General features: G+C 53.3%; 8 protein-coding genes and 1 CRISPR repeat array. Of the genes, 1 reads left to right on the top strand and 7 read right to left on the bottom strand.

Annotated elements, in window-relative coordinates; genetic code table 11:
- Positions 1-43 precede the first annotated feature (43 nt).
- Positions 44-14,952: a CRISPR direct-repeat array (repeat unit 36 nt; unit sequence GTTTCCGCCCATTTCGGTGGGCGGCCGAATTGAAGC).
- A 265-nt stretch (positions 14,953-15,217) separates the two neighbouring features.
- A complete protein-coding gene (locus tag R3B84_14090; GenBank protein ID MEZ6141698.1) occupies positions 15,218-15,682 on the bottom strand; it encodes a hypothetical protein in 465 nt (154 codons plus the stop codon).
- Positions 15,683-15,706: 24 nt separating this feature from the next.
- A complete protein-coding gene (locus R3B84_14085; protein MEZ6141697.1) occupies positions 15,707-16,663 on the bottom strand; it encodes a hypothetical protein in 957 nt (318 codons plus the stop codon).
- A 340-nt stretch (positions 16,664-17,003) separates the two neighbouring features.
- On the opposite strand from R3B84_14085, the gene R3B84_14080 reads away from it, so the two are divergent.
- Positions 17,004-17,576: an HD domain-containing protein gene (locus R3B84_14080; protein MEZ6141696.1), complete on the top strand. Its 573-nt coding sequence runs from the start codon at positions 17,004-17,006 to the stop codon at positions 17,574-17,576.
- Here the strand turns inward: R3B84_14080 and R3B84_14075 are convergent.
- From R3B84_14075 to R3B84_14055, 5 genes are read right to left on the bottom strand one after another with little or no spacing between them, the layout of a single operon-like run.
- Entirely contained in the window at positions 17,573-18,175 is a 603-nt protein-coding gene (locus R3B84_14075; protein ID MEZ6141695.1) for a hypothetical protein, read from the bottom strand. The two genes, R3B84_14080 and R3B84_14075, sit on opposite strands and share 4 nt — an antisense overlap.
- Before the next feature lie 12 nt (positions 18,176-18,187).
- The gene (locus R3B84_14070) at positions 18,188-19,537 is read right to left on the bottom strand and encodes a thiamine pyrophosphate-dependent enzyme (GenBank protein ID MEZ6141694.1); all 1,350 of its coding nucleotides are present in this window, start codon (positions 19,535-19,537) and stop codon (positions 18,188-18,190) included.
- Between the two features lie 3 nt (positions 19,538-19,540).
- Entirely contained in the window at positions 19,541-20,992 is a 1,452-nt protein-coding gene (locus R3B84_14065; protein ID MEZ6141693.1) for a Gfo/Idh/MocA family oxidoreductase, read from the bottom strand.
- Complete coding sequence (locus tag R3B84_14060; protein ID MEZ6141692.1) at positions 20,989-22,236, bottom strand: hypothetical protein; 1,248 nt, start codon at positions 22,234-22,236, stop codon at positions 20,989-20,991. The genes R3B84_14065 and R3B84_14060 overlap by 4 nt, the downstream gene beginning before the upstream one ends.
- A gap of 5 nt (positions 22,237-22,241) precedes the next feature.
- Positions 22,242-23,654, bottom strand: coding sequence for a hypothetical protein (locus R3B84_14055; protein ID MEZ6141691.1), 1,413 nt, complete (start codon positions 23,652-23,654; stop codon positions 22,242-22,244).
- Positions 23,655-24,281: the final 627 nt, after the last annotated feature.

The raw sequence follows: 24,281 nt of genomic DNA, 5'->3' as shown, positions 1-24,281 counted from the left end.
GAAGCGGTAGGCGTTCCCGTTTTTTGCAGGGATGATTTCAATCGTTTCCGCCCATTTCGGTGGGCGGCCGAATTGAAGCACATTATCTATGGTCAGACTACCAGAGACAATAAACCATGTTTCCGCCCATTTCGGTGGGCGGCCGAATTGAAGCATTTACCACCTAGACCTAATGGCGATTTAACAGAAGGAGTTTCCGCCCATTTCGGTGGGCGGCCGAATTGAAGCTATATATTCAGGTATTGGTAGGTTATATTGATTACTCGTTTCCGCCCATTTCGGTGGGCGGCCGAATTGAAGCTTTACCCTGTAAACTGTGATTAATAGTAGTACCACTGGTTTCCGCCCATTTCGGTGGGCGGCCGAATTGAAGCGTTAGCATTTTCGGCATTGCGGTTCATGGTTTCTTGGTTTCCGCCCATTTCGGTGGGCGGCCGAATTGAAGCCAGCCGTCGCCGAAAGCGTCACATCAGCATCTTCCGCGTTTCCGCCCATTTCGGTGGGCGGCCGAATTGAAGCTCGCTGTAGACACGCAAATAAATCGTCTGTGTTGCCGTTTCCGCCCATTTCGGTGGGCGGCCGAATTGAAGCGAGGACAACGGAAACCTTGTCCGGCTGACCGATGGCGTTTCCGCCCATTTCGGTGGGCGGCCGAATTGAAGCAATTCGTTGGAGCGATCCTTCGTAAGTTCTTGGGAAAAGGTTTCCGCCCATTTCGGTGGGCGGCCGAATTGAAGCGGATAGAATCCCACTTAACGCCATTTCGGTAGTTGCCAGTTTCCGCCCATTTCGGTGGGCGGCCGAATTGAAGCATAATAGAACCGAACCCACCATGCACCAAGTGGCTTTGTTTCCGCCCATTTCGGTGGGCGGCCGAATTGAAGCTTCGCTCAACCACTTTTCCAATCGTTCACTTCAAAGTTTCCGCCCATTTCGGTGGGCGGCCGAATTGAAGCTTCCCACGTTGAGAATGAGAGCATCGGCACATTCATAGTTTCCGCCCATTTCGGTGGGCGGCCGAATTGAAGCATCGTGTTAAGCGATTGGAAGGCAAGTTTGAGTGGTGGTTTCCGCCCATTTCGGTGGGCGGCCGAATTGAAGCCATTATCCTCATTTTGGTTTGTGTTTCGCGTGATCGGGGTTTCCGCCCATTTCGGTGGGCGGCCGAATTGAAGCCACGAACACCACTTTGGGAAATATTCGCCATTGAATGTTTCCGCCCATTTCGGTGGGCGGCCGAATTGAAGCCGTTGATGATGGCCTCAACTGCTTTCAGTTGGTCATCGTTTCCGCCCATTTCGGTGGGCGGCCGAATTGAAGCCCTGTTCAGGTTCGGCTGACACGGGTTGGAAACAACAAGGTTTCCGCCCATTTCGGTGGGCGGCCGAATTGAAGCTCAAAACGCCAAAACCGGAAGCCAAGCCCGACACAAAGTTTCCGCCCATTTCGGTGGGCGGCCGAATTGAAGCTCTCACGGTGACAGCAGCGGTACCAGAACTGTTTCCACGTTTCCGCCCATTTCGGTGGGCGGCCGAATTGAAGCTGCTTACCGTTAAAGCCCACCGTACCGTTGGCCAGCGTTTCCGCCCATTTCGGTGGGCGGCCGAATTGAAGCCAGGTGAGAACTGCTGTTAGGTCCAACCCGCGCAGCGAGGTTTCCGCCCATTTCGGTGGGCGGCCGAATTGAAGCGTAGGTCATACTTTCACTCTCTTCTTATATGGTTTCCGTTTCCGCCCATTTCGGTGGGCGGCCGAATTGAAGCCTTCAATCGATACATGGGCAGTTTTGCGGTGTGGGCTGGTTTCCGCCCATTTCGGTGGGCGGCCGAATTGAAGCAATCGCCCAATCCTCTTAACAGCGGGTGCTGCGTTCAGTTTCCGCCCATTTCGGTGGGCGGCCGAATTGAAGCGGTAAAACCGAAGAAGCAACCATCAATTTCGCACAAGCGGTTTCCGCCCATTTCGGTGGGCGGCCGAATTGAAGCGCGAAGTTTGCCGAAAGTTCGAGCATGGATATTCTGCGTTTCCGCCCATTTCGGTGGGCGGCCGAATTGAAGCGCCATCACTGTATTCGTATGGGCTCCAGACCGATCGGGCGTTTCCGCCCATTTCGGTGGGCGGCCGAATTGAAGCTATATGTCCTGTTCTAACGCTATCGGTTTCAACGTAAAGTTTCCGCCCATTTCGGTGGGCGGCCGAATTGAAGCCCTCTTTGCTCGATTCTGTCTGGCACGGCCTTGCCTCGTTTCCGCCCATTTCGGTGGGCGGCCGAATTGAAGCTGTTCTTTCCGGATCGTACCACTTTAATGATGCTACCGGTTTCCGCCCATTTCGGTGGGCGGCCGAATTGAAGCTTGTTGTCCTCTCCAGGTGTTCAGCACAATCTTTTGCACGTTTCCGCCCATTTCGGTGGGCGGCCGAATTGAAGCAATCCTTAGCACGTGCTAAGGATTCATCGAAACAACCGGTTTCCGCCCATTTCGGTGGGCGGCCGAATTGAAGCCTTTCGATCAGACTTTTGAGGACTTCAAGCCATGCCGTTTCCGCCCATTTCGGTGGGCGGCCGAATTGAAGCGTTTGTGCTTCAGTCCAGTCTCTCACAAAGAAGCGTTTGGGTTTCCGCCCATTTCGGTGGGCGGCCGAATTGAAGCATTAAGAAGATGAAAATTACCGAAGAGCCAACAAAGAAGGTTTCCGCCCATTTCGGTGGGCGGCCGAATTGAAGCCGCTTTACTGCGTATATTGTATTGTCGATTGTGTTGTTTCCGCCCATTTCGGTGGGCGGCCGAATTGAAGCTCCTATGGTGGGGTTGGTGGGCTTTCTGGGTCTGGTGGGTTTCCGCCCATTTCGGTGGGCGGCCGAATTGAAGCCCCCATGTATTGTCTAAACAGAATACAGACGTTCTGTATTGTTTCCGCCCATTTCGGTGGGCGGCCGAATTGAAGCAGAATGCCCACGTACACCAGAATTACGTGCAAAAACTGGTTTCCGCCCATTTCGGTGGGCGGCCGAATTGAAGCGTTATATTGCAATATTGCAATAGCCGTGGGATTCAATGTTTCCGCCCATTTCGGTGGGCGGCCGAATTGAAGCCGTCCTTTTCCTGTTGTCGTTCCCGTTCCTTCCGTTGGCGTTTCCGCCCATTTCGGTGGGCGGCCGAATTGAAGCGTGGATCCATCGACCCGCCGCCGTAGATTGCAAAATGGGTTTCCGCCCATTTCGGTGGGCGGCCGAATTGAAGCCTTCATTTCCGCATCGTCGTAACACCGAAACGATGTTTCCGCCCATTTCGGTGGGCGGCCGAATTGAAGCACCCGGTCCGGAAACCGGTTGTAGAATTGCATCATAGTTTCCGCCCATTTCGGTGGGCGGCCGAATTGAAGCCGGTCCAATGTTACGAAATCATCGGAAAGTGTTACGACGAGTTTCCGCCCATTTCGGTGGGCGGCCGAATTGAAGCAATGTCGGTATGCCGCCAACTGTGAAACGCCAAACTTGTTTCCGCCCATTTCGGTGGGCGGCCGAATTGAAGCCGATATGGTTCATGTCTGGCTCTTGCGATTTTTTGGTAGTTTCCGCCCATTTCGGTGGGCGGCCGAATTGAAGCGTGCCGGTGGTGCCCGTTGACTACGTAGTCCTGTCCGTCGTTTCCGCCCATTTCGGTGGGCGGCCGAATTGAAGCTTCATCCACTTCCATCATGTGCTCGCATAGAGCATCGTTTCCGCCCATTTCGGTGGGCGGCCGAATTGAAGCAAATCGTAGTATTCATAGTAATTTGCGTATTGGTATAGTTTCCGCCCATTTCGGTGGGCGGCCGAATTGAAGCCAGACAGGAATACCTTGAATCGATCATTCTGGTTATCGTTTCCGCCCATTTCGGTGGGCGGCCGAATTGAAGCAAGTTTTTTCACGACCAAATCTCTCGTCTATTTGTTGTTTCCGCCCATTTCGGTGGGCGGCCGAATTGAAGCTGGGTCTGGTGGGGTTGGTTCACCGCCGCCGCCTTCCGTTTCCGCCCATTTCGGTGGGCGGCCGAATTGAAGCATGCCGCTAGTGGCACCGATAGCACTGGGGGGTGGCAAGTTTCCGCCCATTTCGGTGGGCGGCCGAATTGAAGCTCGCACATTTCAGCCAATTTTCTGGCTATTCTTGGGGTGGTTTCCGCCCATTTCGGTGGGCGGCCGAATTGAAGCCGACAAGGAGAGCCGACTACACATCACCGGCCCACAGGGTTTCCGCCCATTTCGGTGGGCGGCCGAATTGAAGCATCTAAAGCATGGCATGAAGTGCCCCCACCCGATGCATGTTTCCGCCCATTTCGGTGGGCGGCCGAATTGAAGCGCTGGACAGCCGTCATTGCCTGCCAGCAATGTTATTGTTTCCGCCCATTTCGGTGGGCGGCCGAATTGAAGCCAATCTTGGCATTTTATTCGCGACCTGGAGTAGTTTTGTTTCCGCCCATTTCGGTGGGCGGCCGAATTGAAGCGGATTCATCCAGGAACGAAAAAACGCCTGCATCACCTTGTTTCCGCCCATTTCGGTGGGCGGCCGAATTGAAGCACTGTCAGAAGTCTACGGTGAATTTGGGCAGAACTGGGTTTCCGCCCATTTCGGTGGGCGGCCGAATTGAAGCGGCCTGTTCGATGGATAGCATTTGCGGGGGTCTCCGTGTTTCCGCCCATTTCGGTGGGCGGCCGAATTGAAGCCAGAGTTGCCGCCGCGTGAGTATGTGATTGACACGCCGTTTCCGCCCATTTCGGTGGGCGGCCGAATTGAAGCCTGCCCGGACCGCTGTGCCATTGTTGCTGACGACTGGTTTCCGCCCATTTCGGTGGGCGGCCGAATTGAAGCCTATTGGGTACAGCCAATAAATCGAAGCGAAAAATGTCGTTTCCGCCCATTTCGGTGGGCGGCCGAATTGAAGCGTTGTTTAGCGGCCTCGGTGTTTTCATTGACCTTGGTTTCCGCCCATTTCGGTGGGCGGCCGAATTGAAGCCGTGGGCTGTGGGGTTGCGGGTTCTGCTGTCGTCTGCACTGTTTCCGCCCATTTCGGTGGGCGGCCGAATTGAAGCTTTCGCCAGCGTCCGCAGGCTGACCAGGTTCATTTGCGTTTCCGCCCATTTCGGTGGGCGGCCGAATTGAAGCGTATTGGGTGCGTGCTGGCGATGCTGCAGACCGATACCGGTTTCCGCCCATTTCGGTGGGCGGCCGAATTGAAGCGGAAATCACATATGCCAATTGGTCGAACTGGCGAACACGGTTTCCGCCCATTTCGGTGGGCGGCCGAATTGAAGCAGCTCACTGGCACCGGTAGAGCACTGGCCGATAAACTCGTTTCCGCCCATTTCGGTGGGCGGCCGAATTGAAGCAGGAATCAAGTCTATTGGTTGTTTGGCTTGCCATTTGGTTTCCGCCCATTTCGGTGGGCGGCCGAATTGAAGCCCATCAAACTCATCGACAAGTTCTCCAAGCTGGTGATGGTTTCCGCCCATTTCGGTGGGCGGCCGAATTGAAGCGGCAAAGTGCCGTAGATTTCCTCAGCCTGATGCTTGGTTTCCGCCCATTTCGGTGGGCGGCCGAATTGAAGCGTGTTGCGAAAATAGTGGTCGTCGTCGGTTCAGGGTTTCCGCCCATTTCGGTGGGCGGCCGAATTGAAGCTGTCTTTCACCGCTTGCTTTGCTGGCCAGCCGTCATTGTTTCCGCCCATTTCGGTGGGCGGCCGAATTGAAGCCTGTGTTTTCTCGTGTTCCGGCAATTTTATGCCGCTCATGTTTCCGCCCATTTCGGTGGGCGGCCGAATTGAAGCGCAAGCATTGGACGCGAAACAGGACAAGGAAAATGTGGTTTCCGCCCATTTCGGTGGGCGGCCGAATTGAAGCGCTGGCCAGCCGTCATTGCCTGCCAACAGCGCAACCTGGTTTCCGCCCATTTCGGTGGGCGGCCGAATTGAAGCACTACCGCTCCAGCACTCGCCGAAATTGGCAACAATTCGTTTCCGCCCATTTCGGTGGGCGGCCGAATTGAAGCAATCTGGTCGCAAATGGCCAGCACTCACCCAGGGTGATGTTTCCGCCCATTTCGGTGGGCGGCCGAATTGAAGCGCTGGATCAGCGTTTTAGCAACGGATTGCGTCAGGCTTGTTTCCGCCCATTTCGGTGGGCGGCCGAATTGAAGCGTGTTTGAAATGACCGTTTCCGGCTTGTTGTTGCCCAACGTTTCCGCCCATTTCGGTGGGCGGCCGAATTGAAGCCCGGAATTTTGAGCGGGTCGCCGGCTTTTTTACGTTCGGTTTCCGCCCATTTCGGTGGGCGGCCGAATTGAAGCACCGGCTGACAGCCGGATCGAAGCAAGGTCGAGTTACGCGTTTCCGCCCATTTCGGTGGGCGGCCGAATTGAAGCGAGTAGTCAGAACGCCGGACGGAGTAACGCCACTACGTTTCCGCCCATTTCGGTGGGCGGCCGAATTGAAGCGTCAAACATAAAATTTTTCGATTCGTTGCTGACTGGTTTCCGCCCATTTCGGTGGGCGGCCGAATTGAAGCTATGCCATCCTTCCATTATTTTGTATCCAGATGGATAGTTTCCGCCCATTTCGGTGGGCGGCCGAATTGAAGCTTTCGATTCGGTACCAAACAACGTGGCCATGTGATTGTTTCCGCCCATTTCGGTGGGCGGCCGAATTGAAGCACACACCAGATACACGCACAACACGACGGCAAAGCAGTTTCCGCCCATTTCGGTGGGCGGCCGAATTGAAGCATCCGAGACCGGCTGCTCCAGTTATGTTAGGTGTTCGTTTCCGCCCATTTCGGTGGGCGGCCGAATTGAAGCTTTCACGCCGCCAATTACATTTGCACTGCCGCCACCAGTTTCCGCCCATTTCGGTGGGCGGCCGAATTGAAGCGAGACCAACGACATTCTCGCTGAGGACTTCCCGGAATGTTTCCGCCCATTTCGGTGGGCGGCCGAATTGAAGCACGGGGGTCTCCGTCGCGGTGCGTTGGCCAGAAGGGGGGTTTCCGCCCATTTCGGTGGGCGGCCGAATTGAAGCTGCAGGAACCGGCACGTGCAGATGGTCGTTCGGCAGGTTTCCGCCCATTTCGGTGGGCGGCCGAATTGAAGCAATGGATGATGCGGCGGCGGCTGGTTTGTTGAGCAAGTTTCCGCCCATTTCGGTGGGCGGCCGAATGAAGCATCCATTTTCGCCAGGTAAGGATTCTTGAAATCTTCGTTTCCGCCCATTTCGGTGGGCGGCCGAATTGAAGCAATGGGTTGGCACGGTTGTCGGATTCTACCAAACCGGTTTCCGCCCATTTCGGTGGGCGGCCGAATTGAAGCTCCGGTTGTTTCAGCCTGGATCTAAGGCTTTCAATGGTGGTTTCCGCCCATTTCGGTGGGCGGCCGGTAAAGCCACGCCCAGTGGCCATCGGCAGGTAGATGTTGCCCACGTTTCCGCCCATTTCGGTGGGCGGCCGAATTGAAGCCAGCGGGTACAACTACTCATCTGGGCGACTTGACCACCTGTTTCCGCCCATTTCGGTGGGCGGCCGAATTGAAGCTTCAAGTTCAGACGATCCTTGAACGTCCGCCCCTGGTGGTTTCCGCCCATTTCGGTGGGCGGCCGAATTGAAGCTTGTCAGTGTCGCCAGCACTGCCACCACCGCGTAGCGTTTCCGCCCATTTCGGTGGGCGGCCGAATTGAAGCGATCGTCGAAACGTGCGAGCTGATTTCAGCAGCCGTGGTTTCCGCCCATTTCGGTGGGCGGCCGAATTGAAGCGAGCTTGAGCACTTGGCAGAGCAAGCAAACAAAATCGTTTCCGCCCATTTCGGTGGGCGGCCGAATTGAAGCAACGCTTCCGGTGCGTCCTTGTCATAATTGGCAAGCGTGTTTCCGCCCATTTCGGTGGGCGGCCGAATTGAAGCGCTGTGGGTAAAGATGCGGATGGCCAGCCTTACTACCGTTTCCGCCCATTTCGGTGGGCGGCCGAATTGAAGCCTTCAGTTTGGTGTGGGCGAATCTCCACATTGCGGCAAGGTTTCCGCCCATTTCGGTGGGCGGCCGAATTGAAGCGTTCACCTGGAAGTGGGTTGAGTTCAAGACTTTTTTCGTTTCCGCCCATTTCGGTGGGCGGCCGAATTGAAGCCAGCTTTTCCAGAGCATCGGACACGGCCAGAAGATAGTTTCCGCCCATTTCGGTGGGCGGCCGAATTGAAGCCAACCGCAGCGACCAATCCCGCTTCAGCCACCGTTGATGGTTTCCGCCCATTTCGGTGGGCGGCCGAATTGAAGCACGACTGCGGTATCACCACCATCTTTGTGCAGATCATAGTTTCCGCCCATTTCGGTGGGCGGCCGAATTGAAGCACAGGAAGCGCGGTGTCTGCCTGCTCAATTTTCTGTGGTTTCCGCCCATTTCGGTGGGCGGCCGAATTGAAGCTCTTGGATGAGCCGATCAAGTTCATCGCTGCGACGTTGTTTCCGCCCATTTCGGTGGGCGGCCGAATTGAAGCCTCGCAGTGGGCTGCCAATTCCTTTAGACTGATCGAGTTTCCGCCCATTTCGGTGGGCGGCCGAATTGAAGCTTTTGCTACTACCTGCCCTATCTTTCTAGCGTATCTAGTTTCCGCCCATTTCGGTGGGCGGCCGAATTGAAGCTATAGCTACAGGTGTAGACGACGATGAAGGGTTTATAGTTGTTTCCGCCCATTTCGGTGGGCGGCCGAATTGAAGCGTTAGTCGGAAGGGTTTGCTATCTCGTACTGCTCAAGTTTCCGCCCATTTCGGTGGGCGGCCGAATTGAAGCTTGGCCTGATCGCTGGGGGGTTGTGCGGGTTGCTGATGGTTTCCGCCCATTTCGGTGGGCGGCCGAATTGAAGCCCAAGCGTGAATCTCATCGCAGATCGCTATATACGGGGTTTCCGCCCATTTCGGTGGGCGGCCGAATTGAAGCACGGGGTAGTGGCGAAATTGGCAAACGCGACTGGCGTTTCCGCCCATTTCGGTGGGCGGCCGAATTGAAGCCACTACTGTGCGGCAATTCGGAAAATCAGAGACACCGTTTCCGCCCATTTCGGTGGGCGGCCGAATTGAAGCAGTGGTGGGCGTGGGATGTTCACCACATGATCGACCCGTTTCCGCCCATTTCGGTGGGCGGCCGAATTGAAGCTTTCCGATCACGCCCGCTGAGTTCACTCCAATGTAGGGTTTCCGCCCATTTCGGTGGGCGGCCGAATTGAAGCAAGCGGCACCATACCGAGCGATGCAGCCACTTTTGGTTTCCGCCCATTTCGGTGGGCGGCCGAATTGAAGCCTCAGGCTGATTCAACCGCCATGCTTCGAACGCCATGTTTCCGCCCATTTCGGTGGGCGGCCGAATTGAAGCACGGTCAATGGGAATACTGAACCAGAACAAAAGTCGTTTCCGCCCATTTCGGTGGGCGGCCGAATTGGAAGCCTACCGCCTGCCCGGTTCTGCGTTCGCTCAAACCAGGGTTTCCGCCCATTCGGTGGGCGGCCGAATTGAAGCAGCCACGGCCCCTGGGGATTTCAGGCAGAGCAACGCGGTTTCCGCCCATTTCGGTGGGCGGCCGAATTGAAGCTCCCTACGGTGGGGAGAACGCGACGATGGGAGTTACAGTTTCCGCCCATTTCGGTGGGCGGCCGAATTGAAGCTTGATAAATTGGCATCGTAGACCGCGTAGGCAGTACGGCGTTTCCGCCCATTTCGGTGGGCGGCCGAATTGAAGCACGCAGAAACCAGCCTTGCAATGCACGAACTTGCAATTGTTTCCGCCCATTTCGGTGGGCGGCCGAATTGAAGCAGGGTCACCCACGGATTCGATCCAGCTTCGGTGACTGTTTCCGCCCATTTCGGTGGGCGGCCGAATTGAAGCCGCCCGAATATGTGCGATCAATTCTTTCAGCCGTTCAATGTTTCCGCCCATTTCGGTGGGCGGCCGAATTGAAGCCTGGTAATGCGTGGCGACATGCCAACAATGAACAAAATCGTTTCCGCCCATTTCGGTGGGCGGCCGAATTGAAGCTCCCTCTTCGAAGTCTTCATCGTCGGCAGGGACGGTAGTTTCCGCCCATTTCGGTGGGCGGCCGAATTGAAGCTCGGACGCGACAAGCCAGATCTTCCCGTGGCGGTGACACGTTTCCGCCCATTTCGGTGGGCGGCCGAATTGAAGCGAAATCACATACGACATTTCAGGTAATGTAATCTTGCGTTTCCGCCCATTTCGGTGGGCGGCCGAATTGAAGCGTCAAATCGTCCCAAGAAATTTTTACTGCACCAATCCCGGGGTTTCCGCCCATTTCGGTGGGCGGCCGAATTGAAGCTGTGCAGTTGTGGCATGGTGGGATTTACTACAACAGGTTTCCGCCCATTTCGGTGGGCGGCCGAATTGAAGCTCTTGCCCCGCAGGAAGGCAATCCGAAGGCAGGCAGTTTCCGCCCATTTCGGTGGGCGGCCGAATTGAAGCGAGTCCACCTCCCGCGATTCCCCACGAAGCATGGTGCGTTTCCGCCCATTTCGGTGGGCGGCCGAATTGAAGCCCGATATTAGGGTTGTCAGACAGCATAGCATTCTCGTTTCCGCCCATTTCGGTGGGCGGCCGAATTGAAGCACAGTGGATATTCACACAATAAACGATGACGAGCGTGACTGTTTCCGCCCATTTCGGTGGGCGGCCGAATTGAAGCTACATGAACCTGGGGTACAGCCTAGACGGATTCTTTGTTTCCGCCCATTTCGGTGGGCGGCCGAATTGAAGCGAAGACCAATTTTCGCTCATTTTGACTGTTCATTTTGTTTCCGCCCATTTCGGTGGGCGGCCGAATTGAAGCTAAAATCCAGAGTTAAGACATCTGTCCGAAACAGCGGAGTTTCCGCCCATTTCGGTGGGCGGCCGAATTGAAGCAGGTACAAGTCTGATTGGACTTGACGGTGACAACGCGTTTCCGCCCATTTCGGTGGGCGGCCGAATTGAAGCTCACCGTGAAACGACACCAAGATTGCTGGATCACCCACGTTTCCGCCCATTTCGGTGGGCGGCCGAATTGAAGCGTTTCCCTTTAGGTTTTCGTCCGTCACTTGTATGTTGTTTCCGCCCATTTCGGTGGGCGGCCGAATTGAAGCAAAAAATTAGAAGGGGTGATCGGTGACCATCAAAGAGTTTCCGCCCATTTCGGTGGGCGGCCGAATTGAAGCAGATCCTGCTCAATGCCGCCCTTGTTCCGCATCCCAGTTTCCGCCCATTTCGGTGGGCGGCCGAATTGAAGCGACCAGAAATGGCCTGCTGATATCGACCGTATAGAAAGTTTCCGCCCATTTCGGTGGGCGGCCGAATTGAAGCGTGCTAAATCTGCTGCGATACAATACAGGTTTGAACGTGGTTTCCGCCCATTTCGGTGGGCGGCCGAATTGAAGCGATGAGATCTTCTTTCAGCGCACTTTCTTTCGTTGGGTTTCCGCCCATTTCGGTGGGCGGCCGAATTGAAGCCACGTTGCCAGCGAAAACGGCACTACCAGTCCAGGGCGTTTCCGCCCATTTCGGTGGGCGGCCGAATTGAAGCGAACAATAACCTGCTGACTTTTTCCAATCATCAGCGAAGTTTCCGCCCATTTCGGTGGGCGGCCGAATTGAAGCCTAATCGTTAGCCCAATGATCATTGCCAATTATTTTTGTTTCCGCCCATTTCGGTGGGCGGCCGAATTGAAGCTACCGTCTCCCAGTCGCAATCATCGTAATCGCAAACAGGTTTCCGCCCATTTCGGTGGGCGGCCGAATTGAAGCAGACAAGCGTACACACCGGAGGATTTGGAGGAGTTTTGTTTCCGCCCATTTCGGTGGGCGGCCGAATTGAAGCTGAATAGGTCGGCGGAATTGACGACGGAGCTTTACGGTTTCCGCCCATTTCGGTGGGCGGCCGAATTGAAGCGTCCCAATTAAACCGTGTTCGGATCTTGTCGATTAGGGTGTTTCCGCCCATTTCGGTGGGCGGCCGAATTGAAGCCGCAGTGCCCATGATCTCGGTAATTTCAGCGTCGATGTTTCCGCCCATTTCGGTGGGCGGCCGAATTGAAGCTCTGGTATAACGGCACCGGTGGGCCAGGATTATTACGCGTTTCCGCCCATTTCGGTGGGCGGCCGAATTGAAGCGATTGCTACCCAATCGGTTTCAAATTCGCCACGCTCTTGTTTCCGCCCATTTCGGTGGGCGGCCGAATTGAAGCCTGGGGCGTTTTCCCCTTGTAGCCAAAGCCAAACAAGGTTTCCGCCCATTTCGGTGGGCGGCCGAATTGAAGCCTGCCTTTTGCCCAGCTCGTTCCATCCAGTCCGATACTGTTTCCGCCCATTTCGGTGGGCGGCCGAATTGAAGCACCCACCCACCGTGCGAGAACGTCCGCTTCCACGATGCAAGTTTCCGCCCATTTCGGTGGGCGGCCGAATTGAAGCCGCATTGGCTTTAAGGCACTTGCCCGCGATAGTGAATTGTTTCCGCCCATTTCGGTGGGCGGCCGAATTGAAGCCTGTCTGTGACTGGAAGGGATTCGCCCACCCAGTAGGCAGTTTCCGCCCATTTCGGTGGGCGGCCGAATTGAAGCGTATCAAATTCGTTAAGTATACTCGATGCAGAAACAAAGTTTCCGCCCATTTCGGTGGGCGGCCGAATTGAAGCCTGGTTAGAATAAACAGACAAATCCCTAATCGAAAAGCGTTTCCGCCCATTTCGGTGGGCGGCCGAATTGAAGCACGCACATCCTGGTTATGACGCAAGCCATTGGAATTGGGTTTCCGCCCATTTCGGTGGGCGGCCGAATTGAAGCTCGATCTCGCTCGTTGCCCCGGTGAACTTGTACACAGTTTCCGCCCATTTCGGTGGGCGGCCGAATTGAAGCCCTGCTTTCCTTGCTTTTAACTTTCACGGCAGATTTGTTTCCGCCCATTTCGGTGGGCGGCCGAATTGAAGCTTGACCAGCGGGACCGATACGTAAGTTTCTCTATCCGTTTCCGCCCATTTCGGTGGGCGGCCGAATTGAAGCTTGATCGCCTGACTGATCTGCAGTTGCGTCAGGACACCGTTTCCGCCCATTTCGGTGGGCGGCCGAATTGAAGCGTCTTTCAGTTCTTCGATGTCGCGGGTGCATTGCAGGGTTTCCGCCCATTTCGGTGGGCGGCCGAATTGAAGCACTATCGCCTACAGGGTCAACATCAGAACTCCAGATTCGTTTCCGCCCATTTCGGTGGGCGGCCGAATTGAAGCGCTTCAATCTCGCAATCAAGGTAAATGTTCTCCTTGTTTCCGCCCATTTCGGTGGGCGGCCGAATTGAAGCCCAATATCGTGCGAAATTAACACTTCGATATTATCACGTTTCCGCCCATTTCGGTGGGCGGCCGAATTGAAGCAGCTCCATCACCTGACCGCCATCGCTCCAGGTCATGTAGTTTCCGCCCATTTCGGTGGGCGGCCGAATTGAAGCTCCTGATTCTCACCACCTTTGCCACTGCTCAGGTTAAGTTTCCGCCCATTTCGGTGGGCGGCCGAATTGAAGCGATTTCAGTAGCAATGATGGCCGCGAACGTGGATCCAAGTTTCCGCCCATTTCGGTGGGCGGCCGAATTGAAGCAATTTGGTTGGTTGCTGAAGCGTTTGCTTGTCGCCATGGTTTCCGCCCATTTCGGTGGGCGGCCGAATTGAAGCTTTCGGTACTGATAATCCGTTAGACGGAGAAACCACAGTTTCCGCCCATTTCGGTGGGCGGCCGAATTGAAGCAGCAGCTCTTGGTACCAACCCATCTGTTATGATGGCGTTTCCGCCCATTTCGGTGGGCGGCCGAATTGAAGCGAAGTTGTTCTTCTGTACATGGTTGGACGGGTTTATCGTTTCCGCCCATTTCGGTGGGCGGCCGAATTGAAGCATCAATCAGCCCACCCTTGAGTAATCGCATCACCGAGGTTTCCGCCCATTTCGGTGGGCGGCCGAATTGAAGCCAGCCGGTGCCGACTCTACACCAGTGGCTGCATCTTGGTTTCCGCCCATTTCGGTGGGCGGCCGAATTGAAGCCTTCTTTCTGCGTTGTGCGTTCTTCTCGCCTAACTCGTTTCCGCCCATTTCGGTGGGCGGCCGAATTGAAGCCTTGGACTTTTATCTTACAGATCGCCGCACTTGGATGTTTCCGCCCATTTCGGTGGGCGGCCGAATTGAAGCTCGTGGACTCCCGGCTTTAGTGGGGCATCCCATTCCTGTTTCCGCCCATTTCGGTGGGCGGCCGAATTGAAGCTTTGCACAAAACGAGAATGCTATGGCAGTTGACTACACGTTTCCGCCCATTTCGGTGGGCGGCCGAATTGAAGCACCTTCCCGAGCGATACCATTTTGACTTCTGGCGGGGTTTCCGCCCATTTCGGTGGGCGGCCGAATTGAAGCTTTGCCGCAGGTCTGTACAACTCAGGTAGAGTCTTTGTTTCCGCCCATTTCGGTGGGCGGCCGAATTGAAGCTGTCCAAACATCATCGTCGACCCGCACCACCCCCCAGTTTCCGCCCATTTCGGTGGGCGGCCGAATTGAAGCGATTCTGCTGTGTTGGTATGGCAATTGTGCCACAATGGTTTCCGCCCATTTCGGTGGGCGGCCGAATTGAAGCGATGGCAAAATTCATCGATTACATGGTTCTGATCGCCGTTTCCGCCCATTTCGGTGGGCGGCCGAATTGAAGCACTCCAGGTGGCGGCGGGGCAAAATCCATCGTAACCTGGTTTCCGCCCATTTCGGTGGGCGGCCGAATTGAAGCTACGTAAAAATTGGCGAATGGTACGTTGCAGGTTTCAGTGTTTCCGCCCATTTCGGTGGGCGGCCGAATTGAAGCCCTGTTGTTCTGGGCTCATGTCTGACAGCTTCTTGGTGGTTTCCGCCCATTTCGGTGGGCGGCCGAATTGAAGCTTTCTGCTTTGCCATTTTTTCTGCCAACAACATATTCTTCATCTTCGCTGATCTGCTGTGGTCTTTCGTGGATATAAAGAGTCAATCCTTTCCGCAGCGACTCTTTTTGAAACTCCCGCTTCAAGAACCGGGCATCCACAAGGGTGCCATTGACCTGAATCATCCATGCCCTTGGAGTCTTGTCCATCCGGCTGCGAACTCTTCGAAGAGGGCAATCGGCGGTTGTTCAACCAAGGCATTCTCGGAATAGTCGGTGCTGCTCATGTTACTTTTTTATAAACCTCTCTGCGTAGGTGACCATCCATTTCTCTAATAGGGCACATGTTCCCTGCAATGTGATTGTTGGTAACGGGCCGGACGACCCATCATAAAGAGCTGGGTAAAGAGTGATATGTTGATCTTCAAGTTCGACCAAAAACCCATACCCGTCGGCAAGGCCGATGTCAAAATCATCTGTTTTGCGGCGTTCGCCGTCGATGCATAAAGCCTTTTCGTCAACAAGAGGCTCATGCAACTGAAAGAACACCATCATTTTCTTGTTAAGTATCACATACACGAGGTCGAGACCATCGTGGTTTGGCATCGGTATGCTGGCAAATGATTCCATGAAGCAGACGCTGCAATTTGCGTCGGTGTCGTCCCCTGCCCATTTGTTGTAAAACGCCCTGTACGCATTTACAAAACCGTCCAGATCAAATTCCCGTAATGGGACTGAGATGTTGTCGATCATGCTCATTCCTCCCAGTCTTAAGGTTTACAAGGCCACCTTCGACATCATGCCCGCTTCTCGCAGGACATAAAGTTGTCGAACCATCCACTGCTGATCCCACAGCAAGCACTTGTGCATCGACCCGTTGAGCATCTTCTCGAACGAGTACATCCCCGGCTCTGGAAACTCCAGGTGTAGCACATAGGCGAAGGCGGCGAGACTGCCTTCACGCAGACTCACGTTGAGCTTGGTACGCGTTGCGTTCGCCACGCCGAATGTCTGATAGGTGCCGACCACTGCCACACCGATTTGCTTGGCTGATTTGGAATTTGGAAACTGTGCCTGAACGAAGTCCCGAATCTTGGTCCGACTCACACCGCCCAAGGCGAGAGACGGGAAAACGATTTGTTCGGCCACGAGTGCTACAATCTTCTCCATTCGACAAGTGAAGTAGAAGAGTGCATCGCCCAACGCAGGCTGCCCTTCCACGGCGGCGGCGAATGGGGCTACTTCGGGATGAACGACCTCGCCAGGGAAGTAGCGGCTGATGAGGTAATTGACGTTACGGCGGCGAGTGGCCTGAGAGTTGAACGACAACTTGTCCGTAAGATACTTGCGGATGTTGTCGATGGACTTGCAGCAAGCGAGCTTCGGGATGTGTTTAAGTGCATGTTCGGTCAGGTCTTTGGCGTAGATCCTCAATGTGGGGTCGGGGAAGCGTGGCGTGGCCGGTGCATCCACAGCGACTACCGGTGATCGCTCTTCCTGGTCGAACAGCGAGCGTTCCTTGGTAGCGGCAACGGGTTTGCCAAGGTGTCCTTCGACTCGACTTTTCAGGCGGCTGACGGTCTGCGTTATGTCCTTTTTGTGCTTCGCTTGTTCAGCATCTTCGGCACGCTCGGCGGCGGACCATACGGCACGTACCGTCTCTAGAACGGACTCGACCGAAGGCGAACCGTTTGCTGGTGCAGCAGGACGACGATTTTGTTTCACTGTTGCCAAGCCCGGTTCCCTCGTTAAGCTGTATTAGGAGTTGCCGTACAACTACAAGGAACTTATGATAGCGTTCGGCGTTCAGCAAGGGAATCCTGATGGCGACGACCTTCGGTAAAAAAGATTCGTGACCTCCGTAAAGCTAAGGGCCCGGGCCAACGGGCCGTCGCCGCCGATCAGGTGCAGTTTCCGCCCGTTTCGGTGGGCGGCCGAATTGAAGCGGTGGTGCTGCAGCACGTCGTAAGTTCAAGAAAGACCGTTTCTGCCCATTTCGGTGGGCGGCCGATGCAAGACGGTCGTTCACTGCAGGCGTACAATAGTGACAAATGACCAGTTCAGAGAGTTCAGCATGCAAGATCATATACTCACTGATCGATTTGACCTAGCGCTGTTATTCACCAGCCGTATCCATCGTAAGCAAAGTCGCAAAGGAACTAATGTTCCGTATATATCGCACTTGCTTTCAGTTTGTGCATTGGTACTCGAACATGGTGGAAACGAGGACCAAGCAATTGCAGCATTGCTTCATGATGCGCCCGAAGATCAGGGAGGTCAGGGTATCCTAGATCGTATCCAACATACATTTGGCTCAAAGATTGCTGCATTAGTTGCCGCCTGTGGAGAACCAGTAGAATTGAATGGGGCCAGTTGGCGAGAACGTAAAACGGCGTTCATTAGTGCCCTTGAGTATGTCCCGATGGATGCTCAGCTAGTAATTGCTGCAGACAAGGCTCACAACTTGGCATGCCTCGTGGACGACTATCTCCAACTCGGCGTAAGCGTTTTTGATAGGTTCAATGGTGGTAAGATAGGCACAATGTGGTATTATGATAGCTTGGTTGAACTAATTTCGCCCAAAATACCTGTTCCACTTGCTCTACGACTAAAAGAACCGCTCAAAATCCTTAAATCGGCAGGTTAAGTTCGAACCATTCCTGGAATATGGGTAAAGATATTATCCAGACATGATGCATCCAATTCACCGCTACTGTCGATAATAACGGCTCCGAAGTGCTTGATAGCATAATCTATAAGTAACTTCTGCATGATATAGAATCTTTCCGGGTCATTTAGAACCAGAAAATCCTCTGGCCCCAGATGTTGCTTCCTTCTTTTAGCCAAGCGTGCCAATCGTGTTTGATGATCTGCTACTAGTACGAACGTGTGATCGAATCGGGGATGATGGTCAATGATTAGCTCTAACTGATCTGTCAATCCACGTGTACCAATTGCACTGTGGAAAGCAAGAGAACGCAAAAGGATCAGTGAGTCTTGAATGATATCATCTGATGGGGGTACATACTTTTCCAGGTCGTAGAGTAATGCAGCATGATAAAGCCAGCCGACCATGGCATCTCCATTCGTCGCATCGCGTCGAAGTCGGTCGGCCAATTCGTAGATTGGGTTGTCCTCTACCATCGTATTATGTCGGATGTTCCAATTTCCTGGTGCATTTTCACGAAAAAGCCTGCATACTGTGCTCTTGCCAGCAAGATCTAATCCTTCAAAGTGGACTATCATTGAAATATCCTTTTAAAACTTTGTTTTTAACCGAATCAGGCGAGGTCGGATTGGACGATTCAATAAGAAACGCATATTGTTGTCATTGCAGAAAAGAGGAAAATCCATTTCGTACTGTTCCAATCTTGTTGAGTCGTACTGACATTCGCCTGGCAAAATCTGGCCACCGGTACTCACACTTCCACCATTCATCAAAACAATCACACTCACAGGTACTTGTCGATCGATTGTTTCTGCGAATGCAGTTTTCCCAGTATGAAGAAAAGCCGCGTCACCTGTCACACAGATTACATTCAACGTAGGTTCTGCTATCGCGATACCTGTAGCCACCCCCACTGAACATCCATAGCAAAGACAAGAATCAATTGTTCTAAGTGGATCTAATGTGTGCCCGCCTAGATCGCCAACGATGAACCGATTCTGAACACTCCTCAGAATCGCGTATAATGCTTCATACTTGTCGGTAATTCGATAAGATCCCTCATGATTATTCTTCAATGGGACAGTTTGAACTCGTTGTGCCCCGATGCCAGCAGCCAACTTGTCAGCTAAGTAAGGCAAACCGTGTTCTTTAACAACAAAATTTGCTGATGATGCAGCTAGTGACGCTAACCAGCGTCGAGGTAGAGGATACGCCTTCAATACAATCTCATGATCCAGATCAACATCACGATCTACCATGCCAACGATGATATTAACAACTGCGCCGGGGGAAAAATTTGGTTGTGAGTACAGTTCCTCTATCCAATCGTATACCTTTCCTTGCCGTTCTTCCAGATTGCGGCGTTGCAGTTTTCCATTGACAGGATGGACTACCCAGTGTTCTGGTTTTCGGCACCAGTTTAACCTTGCCTTTTCTGGTTTCTGTCTAATTAGCTGGCTTGATTCCATCGTGAGTAAATTTGTCAGTCTGAGCACAACTAATGTTTTTAGCTGTTCAGACAATTGTGGTGCTTGTCTTGCCAAATCATAAGCATCCTGCAATGAGCACGGTTCTAGCCATAATGAGCAAGGGAAGTCAGCATAGGGCCGTGAATCCTGTAGGATCTGTGATTGTTGTACATCAATGTCATCTAGCACAACAAGCACCATGCCAGCATGTACGCCAAGTGTACAAATATTGATAAATGGGTCAGCCGCATCATTAAGTCCGAGGTTCTTAAAAATACTTACAGACCGTACCCCTGCCAAGCTTGCCCCCCATGCGAGGGCTAAAGAATTTTTTTCATTCACAGAAAATACCTGGATACCTAACAGGGACGCCAGTTCGTGTGCATGGAATCCTGGGTATGCAGTTATTATTTCAATACCTCCGTCCAACAATCCCCAGGCGACTGCTTGTATTCCAGATACTTCATCCATGATTCAGCCCCAGATAGGTTTCTTGATCAACGGGTTTTCGCCACGCTGTGCTTTGGCATGAGATTCATACGCTGCTGAGAGCATGCAAACAGGTATAGCGTGGTCCTGTATCAGCGAACGCAGGTCATTTTCCGTTACCTGGCCGGCCAGGTAACGGAAAAATTCGCCAACCACTCCCTCCTTGACCTGTTCAATATACAGACGCGATCGGTCGAAGCTCTGCAGTTGATCAAGGTGGATCAACTCAACTTCCTTTCCACCAATCATCTTAGTGTTGCGGAAGATCTGGATCTCGAAGTGGTTGTTGCCCCCAGGCAACAGATCGGCGGCAGCGCTTGCGTCGTGGTCTGATTTCGACTGGTAAGAATGGATCGCTACTGCTAGGAACGGCCCGACGTGGACACGATGATGCTCATGCTTAACGCGGCCGTTCCCCTTGTAAAGGTCGGCAGGGGGATAAAGCCAGCCTCGTTGTGAAAAACTGTTGTGAAGGAGGTTCAGCGAAGCTTGGCCTATTGCTACGCCATTGCTCATGAAGGTAATGGCAGCGTTTAGGTCCACTTCCCCGAAGTTTCTGAATTGCATGTCGAGTTCTTCGTCGTTGTGCGGACAGGCGGTGTGGTAGTCTTGTCCAAACAGCCGCACATGATCATCGCGGGTCAATTGCCGAAGAAGTCCGTTTGGTTGAATGAACGATGCATAAACGCTCATAGAGTCGGCCGATTTGCCGCTGGCCGTGCCTGCCTTGTAGAAACGGTATACACAGTCGAAGAAGTGGTGACCGCTGTGCGAAGCTTTTCCGTGGCCGGAGTGATAGCTGTGGTGGTCCTGCGTGCGAATTTCTTCTGGGAGCCGCCATTGTCCGTCGGCATGATGGGCATGAATGTCAGTTACCGGACAACCTGTCTTTTTGCAGACATCTCGGACGATTCGTATCGCTTCTTCGATCCCGGGGTGATAGCGACGGTGGGCACACACTGAGACGACAACGGGTCGCTGTCGTCGGGTTTCGTTCCAGACTGACATAATCTCGTCGAAATCGCGCTCAATTCCCTTCGCCTCAACCGGATCACTCACGGCCCCTCGGCGAGTGGTGATCGGCTTATCGAGCAATACATCCATGCCACGTTGCATCGCCCAAAGTACATAAGGTCGATGCGATAATGGGTCTGTTGCAACGATGATTGCGGCAGGGTGTAACCGATCCGCTATCGAGTCGAGTGTCTGCCTTGCTTCGATCGGCATTTCTGTCTCGAACCGAGCAACAGTATGGATTTCCGCATTCAGCCCAGAGTCCGCAAGGGCACGGGTAGCGCCATCACGGCCTGATTCCAGTTCGACAGCTGCGGTGAGTCGAACTCCGTAGCGAGGCCCTAAATTAGCGATTGCAGGCAGATAGAAGCGACGAGCGTGGGGCCCAACCCCGGCAATCATCAGCGTCTGTGATGGATTCATTGCCCCGCTCCATCTGATCGACTATGACGTAATAGAGCAGGCCATATTTGGTTCAAACCATTTTGAAACACGGGAACAAGTTCATCAGGCTTCTTGGCTCGATCGAGACCGCGGATGATTCCTCGCCAAATACCTTTATGATCTTCACATACTTCAAGGCTTGGAGTTCCATTTGGATCTACTGAACTGAGCACAACCCTGATCCGATGATCGAGTCGATGCGGGGCGAGGGCAGTGCGCCATGCGAGTTCTGATGATTCATTTGCTCTTTCAATGAGGATAAACACATCAACTTCACGCATCATTACTTCACGATGATTGGGTACTCGTTCAGGCGGTGTCTTAGTATGATTCCCGCCCGGCAGATCAGCGATCGCTACAGCGAAGAACTGACGAAGCCGGATAATTTTCTCAGCGATAAGATCCTCCATGTCTGAAGTCCAGGAAAGTTTTACGGCTTCTCGCGCAGACTTGGCCTGAGCAGGATCTTTTTCACTCAAAGATAAATACCAATCTGGTGTCGGTGAGGCACCATCGCAATCGAGACGCCAACCTTGACATTTGATGGCACCTCGGTAATGATTTAAAGCCAGACTAAAAACTGATTTTCCACAGTTTGGATCACCGATAATACCGACAATTAATGTGGACTTGGGTGCAGTCAAATAGGGTGTAAGCCAAGATTCCGGTTCCGGACGTTCGCCGAGCGAGGATCCATCAGCATCGTATACGATTACCTGACCATCGGCAGGGGTCAAACATTGAATGATCCGAACTTGATTCTCTACCGCCTTGGCCGCCACCGCTGCGTAAGCCTTGCCGTTCGCGCGACCCGTGATGCACAACTTATCGACTTTGTATCGACACAACTCGGACAGAGCTGGATCCATCAGCCTTTCGATCGCCGCATCAGTCAGATGAGCCTCTTGTGCAAAATCCATTTCGAAGACCGCACAACGGGGATCGCAAGTAGGATGAAAGCGACAGCGACTGTTCGCCAAATTCTCCGAGGTACCAGTCGTACCCCCTAAGCGGACTTGCGATTTGCAGTTGGCAGCTGCGAGCGTTGCCGCAGCGTGTGCGTACATCCACATGGGTCCCCACCCGGTGATGATCCAATCTGTTGCTGGATAGGATTGGATCGAAAGTGGATTGATTCTGATAGTCTCTGGTGCCCAGTAACGGTCCTTCGACTTTTGAAATTCGATCTGATTTCCTTCCGTAATCGTGTACCAGTCGCTCATAAGGTTTATTCCTCAGATGCATCGCCTGTCGCAACCTCCCACCAAAGGATGCGATCGGGTTGATGAAGAATCTGTATCAATCGTCGCTCGTTCCCGCGTCGCGCGATCCAGCCACACACGGAGACGACATCTCCGACCCGCAACAGGTTCGCTGCCTTGTGAAAGCAGATGATAGAGATCACACCTTTATTGTCTTTCAACTCATACTCGGATCTTTTGTAAGCAGCACGAGAAGCCCTAAGAACTTTCCCATGTAAAACGGTTCGACCCGAAATGATCCAGTCATGGCCGACACAGAATTCATTTGACTGATGCGGCAAGAACATCAGAGCAACCGCTGTTCCGCCGCTAAGCAAAGTATCAGCGAATCGGCGATCGCTTAGGGCCGCATGCCGACCGCCGGGGAAGATCCGGTCAATTAATTTCCAGGTCCCAGACAAGAGCGGGACAGTCAGCATATCGCTCTCAACTGCTGCTGCAAGCTTTTCACGGATCAACGGCAATTGATTCGCGTCTACTGGCACGATCAGATCCCAATCCGAGTCGGCTCGCTGAAGTCCAATAGCCCGCGAACCGGTCACACGAATTCCAGCAACATTCACCCCAACATCACGAAGGATGCTGATTAGCGGTCCTGGAGGTTCTCCAATTTCCTTCCCAAGCTGAAGCGTCTTTAACACGTTAGAAACCTCAGAAGCCCCGATGACAGGAGCGTGGATACCGCACTTTGCCTGTCGAATCCAGCCGAGATCATGTAACTCTTTCTGGTAACGGAGTGGATCACTGAACGAATGAGGGACCTTCCGCAACTTTCCTTCGCATGGAGCGTATTTGAGCTTCACCAGTGTACCGGCGGGCTCGAACAGGCTGTCCCAGACCATCGCGACGCATCCATCACGAAGTATAATATGGTCGCCAGGTTCGAGTACTTCGTTCTTGTGAAGAAGTCCTTGTTGAGGAATTACACTCCGAACGTCAACATCTCGTACAACCGTTCTGTTCTGGCCAGGCGACCATCCCAGTGGTAACAGCTCACTCACCAATGCCGTTTCATAACTGTTACTATCTCGGCAAGCCATCAGGACTTCAAAATCACGGCCGACTCGGGCAGAATGCTCGGCCAACACCTGTCGACAGATACCGCATGGCCGAGTGATCGGTTCCGTCCCGTTGGAAGCAATGGCAAGTGCCAATACGTCTGGATCGTCTGCCATGGTCGCGATTAGCAGTACCGCTTGTTCAGCATGGATGTTGGTGACGTGATTGAACGACGAATACTGCCCGGCCTGGTAGACTTTTCCCAAAACCGTGAGTACAGCAGCGCCATAAGTAGTTCCACTCTGGTTAGTCAAGAATGCCCTTGCTGCTGCAGCACGCGCTGCATCAACGAGCTGGAATCGTTGATCATGACTAAGCATCAGATTCTCATTTGTTGGTAACAATATATGAGTGTTATCGGATCGTTGTTCCCTGCGATCATTACCCTAAATTCATTTCAAAGCTAGTGTCTCAAACTGAGGTGCAGGTAAAGACACAGGCAAAAATAGTCGAAAGCAACTGTTTTGCCATAAATCTTTGCAAATAACACATTCAAGATCAAGGCAATACTGGGTGGGTTGCCGATCTAGAGTGTAGTTTGCCATACCTCGGGCTGGTACATCGAAGCACAGGAACACAATTCGTACAAATAATTATTTCGCTACGGAATAAGCTGCAAGAGTCAATGATCGGCACCTCTTACGACTTCCCTTTTCTATAGTCGTTTTCTTACATTCTATTTGACATCCACGTAGTTCATGAGGCTCTTGTTCGATTGGTGTGAATCACTTCAGCAAGCCAAAAGGGATGTTGCAATTGTAGATATGGTGCTGAACCATTCTGATTTCTAGGTATTGTTCTAGAATGCCTCCGAAATCACTGAACAGAGATTAGAGGGAACTTAAAAACGTTTTCAGCAGATGAGTATTCTGTCCTTTCGCACTGGTGATTTTGTCGAGCTTTTCGCCGAACAGCATGGACATTTTTCCATCTGCCACAGGATTCGC

The sequence above is a fragment of the Zavarzinella sp. genome (assembly GCA_041399155.1).
Lineage (GTDB): Bacteria > Planctomycetota > Planctomycetia > Gemmatales > Gemmataceae > JAWKTI01.
Note: the sequence above shows the minus strand (reverse complement) of the source record. Positions and strands in the feature narration are given on the sequence as shown.

Excerpts from the sequence above, each read along its gene's own strand:
- R3B84_14070 (MEZ6141694.1), bottom strand. The coding sequence starts at position 19,537 with ATGGATGAAGTATCTGGAATACAAGCAGTCGCCTGGGGATTGTTGGAC.
- R3B84_14075 (MEZ6141695.1), bottom strand. The coding sequence starts at position 18,175 with ATGATAGTCCACTTTGAAGGATTAGATCTTGCTGGCAAGAGCACAGTA.
- R3B84_14080 (MEZ6141696.1), top strand. The coding sequence starts at position 17,004 with ATGCAAGATCATATACTCACTGATCGATTTGACCTAGCGCTGTTATTC.
- R3B84_14055 (MEZ6141691.1), bottom strand. The coding sequence starts at position 23,654 with ATGCTTAGTCATGATCAACGATTCCAGCTCGTTGATGCAGCGCGTGCT.
- R3B84_14065 (MEZ6141693.1), bottom strand. The coding sequence starts at position 20,992 with ATGAATCCATCACAGACGCTGATGATTGCCGGGGTTGGGCCCCACGCT.
- R3B84_14060 (MEZ6141692.1), bottom strand. The coding sequence starts at position 22,236 with ATGAGCGACTGGTACACGATTACGGAAGGAAATCAGATCGAATTTCAA.
- R3B84_14090 (MEZ6141698.1), bottom strand. The coding sequence starts at position 15,682 with ATGATCGACAACATCTCAGTCCCATTACGGGAATTTGATCTGGACGGT.